The 5,320-nt window shown below is 53.0% G+C and carries 7 protein-coding genes; 2 read left to right on the top strand and 5 right to left on the bottom strand.

From position 1 onward, the window contains the following. Positions 1-225 precede the first annotated feature (225 nt). Entirely contained in the window at positions 226-1,095 is an 870-nt protein-coding gene (gene pdxS, locus GXX57_02375) for a pyridoxal 5'-phosphate synthase lyase subunit PdxS (protein ID HHV43502.1), read from the top strand. Positions 1,096-1,253: 158 nt separating this feature from the next. Further along, entirely contained in the window at positions 1,254-2,204 is a 951-nt protein-coding gene (locus GXX57_02370) for a 4Fe-4S binding protein (protein ID HHV43501.1), read from the top strand. A gap of 27 nt (positions 2,205-2,231) precedes the next feature. On the opposite strand, the gene rhaI is transcribed toward GXX57_02370, so the two are convergent. The 5 genes from rhaI to GXX57_02345 all read right to left on the bottom strand — a co-directional run. Beyond that, positions 2,232-3,431, bottom strand: coding sequence for an L-rhamnose isomerase (gene rhaI / locus GXX57_02365; protein HHV43500.1), 1,200 nt, complete (start codon positions 3,429-3,431; stop codon positions 2,232-2,234). After that, positions 3,415-3,699: a EutN/CcmL family microcompartment protein gene (locus GXX57_02360; GenBank protein ID HHV43499.1), complete on the bottom strand. Its 285-nt coding sequence runs from the start codon at positions 3,697-3,699 to the stop codon at positions 3,415-3,417. Before GXX57_02360 ends, rhaI begins: the two co-directional genes overlap by 17 nt. Positions 3,700-3,709: 10 nt before the next feature. Next, positions 3,710-3,994 carry a EutN/CcmL family microcompartment protein gene (locus tag GXX57_02355; GenBank protein ID HHV43498.1) on the bottom strand — a complete coding sequence of 95 codons (285 nt, stop codon included), beginning with the start codon at positions 3,992-3,994 and terminating at the stop codon, positions 3,710-3,712. A gap of 63 nt (positions 3,995-4,057) precedes the next feature. Continuing rightward, a complete protein-coding gene (locus tag GXX57_02350; protein HHV43497.1) occupies positions 4,058-4,348 on the bottom strand; it encodes a EutN/CcmL family microcompartment protein in 291 nt (96 codons plus the stop codon). Positions 4,349-4,642: 294 nt separating this feature from the next. Then, positions 4,643-5,320: hypothetical protein (locus GXX57_02345; GenBank protein HHV43496.1), on the bottom strand; the 678-nt coding region annotated here is incomplete at its 5' end.

Genomic DNA, 5,320 nt, shown 5'->3' with positions numbered 1-5,320 from the left:
AGATCCTCATCAATTCGTACCTTCACACTATTTCCTCCCTCTTCACCCACTGCAGGTGCTATGTTTGAAATCTGCCCTGTACATATTCGCCCTTACCTCCCACTTTCCTGCTAGGACCAGACAAAGAATTGCTTTCCCACCGGAAAGGGGCGCTGTTTACGATATGGACAACAAAGAGTATAATAATCATGAACACGATTTTCTGCAAGGCGGGAGGAAGATACCATGGTTCAGGATAAACTCGCGTTTGCTAAGCGGTTCGTCGGCGGCGTGATTATGGACGTAACAACCCCCGAGCAAGCTAAGATAGCTGAAGAGGCCGGCGCGGTGGCAGTAATGGCACTAGAGCGCGTCCCCGCAGATATTCGGGCGGCTGGGGGGGTAGCACGAATGGCTGACCCCGAAATCATTTTTAAAGTCAAAGAAGCAGTGAGTATCCCGGTGATGGCCAAAGTCAGGATCGGCCATTTTGTGGAGGCCCAAGTGTTAGAGGCCATCGGTATAGACTTCATCGATGAAAGTGAAGTTCTTACACCGGCCGATGACAAATACCATATTGACAAGACTAAGTTCAAAACACCCTTTGTCTGTGGAGCCCGCAATCTTGGCGAAGCTCTGCGGAGAATTGCCGAAGGGGCCGCAATGATCCGGACCAAGGGTGAGGCGGGCACTGGTGATGTGGTAGAAGCGGTGAAACATATGCGGACCGTCATGGATGAAATTCGCATCATTGCCAGCCTGCCTAAGGAAGAATTGATGACAAAGGCTAAGGAAATGGGAGCGCCCTATGAGCTGCTGTTGCAAGTAGCCGAGACAGGAAAGCTTCCTGTGGTCAACTTTGCCGCCGGAGGCATTGCCACTCCTGCCGATGCTGCACTAATGATGCAGTTAGGTGCTGACGGTGTCTTCGTGGGTTCGGGAATCTTCAAATCGGCGGACCCTGTAGCACGGGCCCGGGCGATTGTCGAGGCCACCAAGCACTACGACGATCCAGAACTCATCGCCAAGGTCTCCCGAAATCTTGGTGAACCCATGTCAGGCATTGCCACATCGACCTTGCCAGACACGGATCAGATTCAGAACAGGGGTTGGTAACTGGTAGCCTTTCATTCTAGTACCGTAGCGGACAACCCATCCTAGTATCCACGGGCTCGGTGGTTTGTTTCCCAACCCTGGGAACCACTGCCGACCCCCTGGAGCTACGGACAACCAGCGTTCCCACAACGAATCTTTCCTGGTTTGAGGTGATTACAATCAAACAGGTCATTTTGGGTAGAACCGGTCTACAGGTTAGTACTCTGTGTTTTGGTGCCCTTCCGATGGGCCCGCTGCAAAAGAACCTCCCGCCGCAAACCGGCGCGGAGGTAATTGCTTACGCCCTGAACCAAGGGGTAAACTTCATCGATACCGCGGAGTCCTATGGCACTTACGAACATATCCGGTTGGCCATCAAGGGTCGGTCGACACCACCGGTCATCGCCACGAAGTCTGCGGCCTGCACCTATGAAGAAATGCAAAAGAGCGTGGAACAAGCCCGCAAAGCTTTAGATCTGGATGTCATTCCCATTTTCCATCTCCACGCCGCGCGGGCGGGCCTGAAATTGTTCGAGCAGCGCAAGGGCGCCCTGGAGTGTCTTTGCGATTACAAGGATAAGGGGATCATCCAAGCGGTGGGGGTCGCCACCCATCATTGCCAGGTGGTCACCAAGGCCGCGGATCACCCGGATATCGACGTTGTCTTCCCGTTGATCAACAAGGTGGGTTTGGGAATTCTCGGAGGCAATAGGGAAGAGATGCGCCGGGCCATCACATATGCCTATGAACAGAATAAGGGAGTCTATGCGATGAAGGTCTTCGCCGGGGGCAATCTCCTGGAGGATCGAGAGGACGCGTTGGCGTGGGTGCAATCCATCCCTGGGTTGGAAGTGATCGCCATCGGGATGGTTAACAAGACCGAGGTAGCGATCAACCTGCATTTGATGAGCGGCAAACCGCTCCCGCCGCAATTGCGGGATTACAGCGTAGTGGATAAAACACTGAAAGTGCTCTCCAACCTTTGCCGGGGATGTGGTACCTGTATCGGTACCTGTCCCAACGGGGCTCTTTCTTTGCAAGGAGAGAAAGCGGTCCTAGACCCGGACAAATGCATCCTCTGTGGGTACTGCAGCCCCAACTGTCCAGAGTTTGCCATCAGGATGGTTTAAGAAAGCAGGGCAACTGCCCTGCTTTTTTCATCGTCCACTGCGTTCCTTGGCCACTTTGGCCTCGTAACCACTTTGCCGGAAAGCCTCCAAGGGATTCTCGGGCACACCCAGCTCCCGGCGCACAGCTTTCAGCAGAGGAGTCACATCGGTGTTGAACGCGGTCATGAGCACTTCCTCTGCCCCCACCACATCGCCAGCGGCCTGCAACTCCGTCAGCTTCTCCTGGTTCACCAGCAAAGCCTTGGCGTAAGCCGTCTGCAGATTCTGCACCGACTGAATCATGGCTTGGATTTTCGGTTTAATATTATGGCTCTGGTCAATCATATACGCAATTTCTGGAGCATTGTCCGGATCGGCCTCTGCTTTAGCCAGTTCATTGTAGATCAGGAAAAGTTCATAAGGATTGATGGAACCGGAAGTCAGGTCATCGTCGGCGTACTTCTTACTGTTGAAGTGAAAACCACCCAATTTTCCTTCATCGATGAGATAGGCCACAATATGTTCAATATTAGTACCCGAGGCATGGTGACCCAGATCCACAAGGGTTTTCGCCTTCGGCCCCAGCTTCCTCGCCAGATCCGTAGCCATACCCCAATCGGCTAAATCCGTATGGTAGAAGGCCGGTTCAAACATCTTGTACTCGATGAGTATGACCATATCATCATCGAGAGCCTCGTAAACCTCCCGGTAAGCTTCTTCCATCCAACGCTTCCGCCGCCGGAAGTCTCCCTGCCCTGGATAGTTGGTGCCGTCGGCCAGCCACATGCTCAGCACCTTAGAGCCGGTCCGCTTCATAATCTCCACGCATTCCAACATATGGTCAATGGCTTTCCTGCGCACCTTGGGATCTACGTTCGTGACACTACCCAGTTTATAGTCAGGATCCTGGAAGAGGTTCGGGTTGATACTACCCACGGCAACACCCAGTTCCCGGGCATAGTCCGCCAGCTCTTCCCAGTTCTCCACCCAATCCCAGGGGATATGTAAAGCCACCGTAGGGGTAATACCAGTATACTTGTGAACCTCCGCCGCATCGGCGATCTTTTCCCAGACGGTTCTAGCCGCGGCTTCCTGCTTAAACACGTAAAACCGGGTCCCACCATCACCATAGGCCCAGGAAGGCGTTTCCAGCTTCTGCTTTTTCAACCTCGCTTTAACCTCATCAATATTGATCCCTCGTGCTGCCAACTCTTCACCTAGACGGTTGTAATCATCCACGGTGTTCACTTCCTCCCTCCACGGCGTCCACGATGGCCATGATTAACGTCTCGATAGGAGCCTTCTCCAGACCAAAAACCTCCGCCGCAACACCCGGAGCTCCACCGGCCAACACCAAATCGCCGGGACCTGCTCCTACGTAATCCACGGCCAGCTCATATTGACCAATAGTCTTCCCCTCTGCATCTACCCGTTCCAAAATGAACAACTTTTTTCCGGCATAGGCGGGATGTTTTGTGGAACATACCACCGACCGGACTACCCGCGCTAGAATCATCGGTTGCCTCCTACTCGGCCATCAAAGCCCGTTTGCAAGCTTCGTCCACCAGGGTAACAATGCTCGCGTCCACCGGACACGTGTCCTGCAGAAAAGCCTCTGGTGCATCCCCACTAAATACAACACCGACAATATCACCCTCGCCTGCCGTACCCAGGGCATCAGCTGCCACATAGGGCACACCCTCTGCCACCAATCTACGATTTAAGGGCTGTAGCACCAATAGTTTGATGCCCTCCAGATTCTCGTCCTTAACGGTAGAAACTACTTTACCGATCACCTTTGCCAGCTTCATCTCCATCGCGGGGTCGAATCAGCCTACTCCCCCGCCCCACCTCCACCTTAGGCACGAACCGCCCTATTTTCCATATACCCGCTTACCCTCGATCTCTACCGAATCTACAATGGCAACGATGGCCATATCCACAGGGGCGGTCCTTGTCTGTTTAGTCTGTCTTGCGGAACTGCCTGAAACCACCATCACCAGATCATTGCACCCCGCCCCGCTGGTATCCACCGCCACAATTGGCGCGCCCATTGGCTCCAAATTGCTTGGATTCAGCGGCTGCACGATCTGCAGCTTAAACCCCTGCAGATTCTCGTCCTTTTGGGTACTAACCACGTTCCCCAGGACCTTCCCTAAGATCATAATCTCGACTCCTTATCCACAACCTTACTTATCGCGTTACCGCTGGACATTTTCGACAGATCTTCTCCATCTCCTGCCAGGGACAATTGATAGCAAATCTCCAACTTCTCTAAGGGTACCTCCTAAAGGGTCACTCAAAGAGGATATTACCTAAGATACAATCGGCTCCAGTCCAAAGGATGCCGAATCACAATTCTAGATATACGCCTCCAAGGTGATCTCTTCTCATGGCAGCGGATAAAAAAACAACCGGGCCTGGGCAAAAACCCAAACCCGGTTGTTGTATGCTCTACATTAGAACGGAATACCAGCGATTACCCGCAGACCCTGCGGAGTATCGTCATGCGCATAGAACCGATAAGCCTCGTAGCGCTTCTGCAACGCTTCACCGTGAACCCAGGAGGTGGTCTCCTCGTTGCTGTAGTCATTGGAGCTGTAGTACTCAACCCGGAACTTCACACCATTGGGAGCGTCGTATTTTGCCTGGACAGCAAACTTCACAGGATCCTCAATCAGATCTTTGTCCATGGGCATGTCAACGATGACCCGACCGTCGACCTGCACCTTCTTTAGCCGCCAGATATCGGTGGTTCCGTTGACCAGCAAACCAGCAATGGTATGGTAACGATTATCCTCGGTATAGTTCATATCCCAATCGAAGTCCAGCCGACCTTGGGCGGTAAAGCCATTAGCCAGATTGTACTTCGGAGTGGTCACGGTAATCGCATAGTCATACCGTAGGGCATCGGTATCCTCGATCGTGGAAGCACGATTCGTGGTCTTCTCGTCTGGTACCAACACGGTAGCCCGCTGATTGAAGGTGAACCCTTCATACGTGCTATTCAGCGCAACCTTAATGAAGTCATCAAGGTCGCCCCGACGGGACGGGTTAGTGGTATCATAGTCCACATCCAGCTTGTTGCTGACAGGACCAAGATTGAACCAGGTGGTAGCACCAACGTTGACGCTGTT

Source organism: Bacillota bacterium, from assembly GCA_012839765.1.
Classification (GTDB): domain Bacteria; phylum Bacillota; class Limnochordia; order DUMW01; family DUMW01; genus DUMW01.
Note: the sequence above shows the minus strand (reverse complement) of the source record. Positions and strands in the feature narration are given on the sequence as shown.

Bases quoted from the DNA above. Each gene is read 5' to 3' on its own strand.
- pdxS (HHV43502.1), top strand. From the start codon at position 226: ATGGTTCAGGATAAACTCGCGTTTGCTAAGCGGTTCGTCGGCGGCGTG.
- GXX57_02360 (HHV43499.1), bottom strand. From the start codon at position 3,699: ATGATTCTAGCGCGGGTAGTCCGGTCGGTGGTATGTTCCACAAAACAT.
- GXX57_02355 (HHV43498.1), bottom strand. From the start codon at position 3,994: ATGAAGCTGGCAAAGGTGATCGGTAAAGTAGTTTCTACCGTTAAGGAC.
- GXX57_02350 (HHV43497.1), bottom strand. From the start codon at position 4,348: ATGATCTTAGGGAAGGTCCTGGGGAACGTGGTTAGTACCCAAAAGGAC.